Raw genomic sequence first — 2,655 nt, forward strand, 5'->3', positions numbered from 1 at the left:
TTTGGGGGGGGGGGGGTTGTGAATGATTAAGACCTAAACGCGTCTCCGTTTAGGTCTTCTACATCCATTATGAGGTAATGGAGTTACATCTCTTATTAGAGTTATTTCCAATCCGGCCACTTGTAAAGCTCTTATGGCCGTTTCCCTACCTGCGCCAGGTCCTCTAACTAGCACTTCTATTTGCCTCATACCTTGATCAAGTGCTCTTCTAGCTGCAGCTTCAGCGGCTGTTTGAGCAGCAAATGGCGTACCTTTCCGAGCGCCTTTAAATCCACTTGCGCCTGCAGAAGACCAAGAAATTACATGACCAGAGGTGTCAGTAATTGAGACGATAGTATTATTAAATGTACTTTGGATATGTACCACACCATTGGGTACATTACGTTTGGATTTCTTTGAACCTGTTTTTTTTACTGTAGCTGCCATAGTGTTTTAATTTAATACTGCAATTTGTAAATAGATTTAGTTAATTATTTTTTTCTTCCAGCAACTGTTTTCCTAGAACCCCGTCTTGTTCTTGCGTTGGTTCTAGTTCTTTGACCTCTTACTGGAAGACTCATTCTATGTCTTCTACCTCTTACACACCCTATATCCTGTAAACGTTTTAAAGCCATTCCCTCTTTTCTTCTCAAATCCCCTTCTAAAGTGAATTCTTCTGTAGCACCTCTAAGCTTTTGAACATCAGAATCTGAAAGGTCTTTGACGCGAGTATCAGGGTTTACACCCGTATTAGCAAGAATTAGCTTTGATCTCGTTAAACCAATTCCATAGACGTATGTAAGTGCAATTTCAACTCGCTTTTCGCGAGGTATGTCAATTCCTGCAATCCTGGCCACGTGTTTTGAATAAGTAAAAGTTTGAATTTAAGGGTTGAAATTTAACCCTGACGCTGTTTATTGCGAGGTCTTTTCTTGTTAATAACATAGATTTTACCTCTTCTCCTCACGATCTGATCGTCAGGACTAATTTTTTTGACTGAAGATCTGACCTTCATAGGGGTTTAACAAATAAAACGTTAATACTATATTCTACATCATCATCAAGCCATTTTTTGTTTGATATCAGAGGAAATGGTTTTTAAATCTCTATCAGCATCAATATATTCTAACAATGAGAGATCTTTAAAATATTGAATCAATGGTTCTGTAGTTTTTTTATAAATATCAACTCTTTTCCTAATTGTCTCCTCTGTGTCGTCTTTTCTCCCTCTTAAAAGCAAACGCTGAATTAGTACTTCTTCGGGAATATCTAAATAAAAAACCAATTCCAAAGGTTGATTTATTTCATTTAAGACTTGATTTAATGAATTTGCTTGAGATAAATTTCTTGGGTAACCATCTAGAATCCAACCTTTATTATCCTTGACTAAATTTTGTCTTACTATCTTTAATACGAGTTCATCACTAACAAGTTCTCCTCGATTCATAATATCTTTTACCTGAACACCAAGGGCAGAATTCATATCGATTTCTTTTCTTAATAATTCACCCGTAGAAAGGTGTAAATAAGAATTACTTTGACTTAGCAATTCCGCTTGAGTCCCTTTCCCTGCTCCAGGAGCTCCTAAAAATAGTATGTGTTTCTTCATTAATTATTAATTAATCCCTCATACCTTTGTGAAATAACATAAGTTTGAATTTGCTTAGCAGTATCTATAGCAACACCCACAAGAATAAGTAATGAAGTTGCTCCTAGACCTTGAAAGGTCTGAACATTTGTAGCTCTTTCTACTGCAGCAGGGATTATAGCGACTGAACCCAGAAATAATCCTCCCAATAAAGTCAACCTATTTTGTATACCTGATAGGTAGTTTGCTGTATTAGTTCCTGGTCTAACTCCCGGTATAGCTACTCCTCCTTTCTTTAAATTAGAAGCTACATCAACTGGATTGATAGTAAGAGATGCATAAAAATAGGAGAATCCCAAAATCAAGGAGAAGAATGTAAGAGCATATGGCCATGGATTAGAAGATCCTGGATTTAAACTACTGGCTAACTTGATTAAGACTGGATTACCAGTAACATTTGCAATAGTTATAGGTAAAAAGATTAAAGCAGATGCAAATATAATAGGCATGACACCTCCTGCGTTTAATTTCAAAGGTAAATAACTTTGCCTTGTAGGAAGTAGTGTTGAATTTCCTATTTGCCTTTTTGCACTAACAATAGGAATACGTCTTGCTCCCTCTTGGACAAAAATGATCCCAACAATTGTCAGTAAAAATACTCCAAGTAAAACTGCTATACCTAAAACATCTCCTCTATCGCCAGTTTGAGCTTTTTCAATGGTTGAACTTAGAGCCTTCGGTAAAGTCGAAACAATATTCAAAAAAATTACCAATGAAGCTCCTTGACCTATCCCTTTTTCCGTAATAATTTCACTAAACCACATTACCAACATTGAGCCAGTAACTAAGGCAATGGAAGTTTGCAGGACAAATGTAGTTTCACTTATTCCCTGAATAGCATATTGTTTGAGAATTAAGGAAAAAATTATACTTTGCAAAAACCCCCATCCTAATGAAACATATCTAGTTATTTGAGCAATTTTTCTTCTTCCCGCTTCTCCTTCATTTTTTTGTAAATCTTCAAGCACAGGCAATGAAGCTGTGAGAAGCTGAATAATAATTGATGCGTTGATAAAGGGAAGTATGCC

The 2,655-nt window shown here is 36.3% G+C and carries 5 protein-coding genes; all 5 read right to left on the bottom strand.

Annotated elements, in window-relative coordinates; translation table 11 throughout:
- Positions 1–33 precede the first annotated feature (33 nt).
- Positions 34–426, bottom strand: coding sequence for a 30S ribosomal protein S11 (gene rpsK, locus AMO19_RS08220; protein ID WP_002805825.1), 393 nt, complete (start codon positions 424–426; stop codon positions 34–36).
- Between the two features lie 44 nt (positions 427–470).
- Positions 471–836, bottom strand: coding sequence for a 30S ribosomal protein S13 (rpsM, locus tag AMO19_RS08225; RefSeq protein WP_002807728.1), 366 nt, complete (start codon positions 834–836; stop codon positions 471–473).
- A gap of 41 nt (positions 837–877) precedes the next feature.
- Positions 878–994, bottom strand: coding sequence for a 50S ribosomal protein L36 (gene rpmJ, locus AMO19_RS08230; protein ID WP_011377173.1), 117 nt, complete (start codon positions 992–994; stop codon positions 878–880).
- 45 nt (positions 995–1,039) lie between these two features.
- Positions 1,040–1,588: an adenylate kinase gene (locus tag AMO19_RS08235; RefSeq protein ID WP_075508089.1), complete on the bottom strand. Its 549-nt coding sequence runs from the start codon at positions 1,586–1,588 to the stop codon at positions 1,040–1,042.
- Positions 1,588–2,655, bottom strand: a 1,068-nt coding sequence (secY, locus tag AMO19_RS08240) for a preprotein translocase subunit SecY (protein ID WP_075508090.1), incomplete at its 5' end; no start/stop codon positions are given. The genes secY and AMO19_RS08235, both read right to left, overlap by 1 nt.

Source organism: Prochlorococcus marinus, from assembly GCF_001180245.1.
GTDB classification, from domain to species: Bacteria; Cyanobacteriota; Cyanobacteriia; order PCC-6307; family Cyanobiaceae; genus Prochlorococcus_A; species Prochlorococcus_A marinus_F.

Coding starts and splice junctions, on each gene's coding strand:
- rpmJ (WP_011377173.1), bottom strand. CDS start 994: ATGAAGGTCAGATCTTCAGTCAAAAAAATTAGTCCTGACGATCAGATC.
- rpsK (WP_002805825.1), bottom strand. CDS start 426: ATGGCAGCTACAGTAAAAAAAACAGGTTCAAAGAAATCCAAACGTAAT.
- AMO19_RS08235 (WP_075508089.1), bottom strand. CDS start 1,588: ATGAAGAAACACATACTATTTTTAGGAGCTCCTGGAGCAGGGAAAGGG.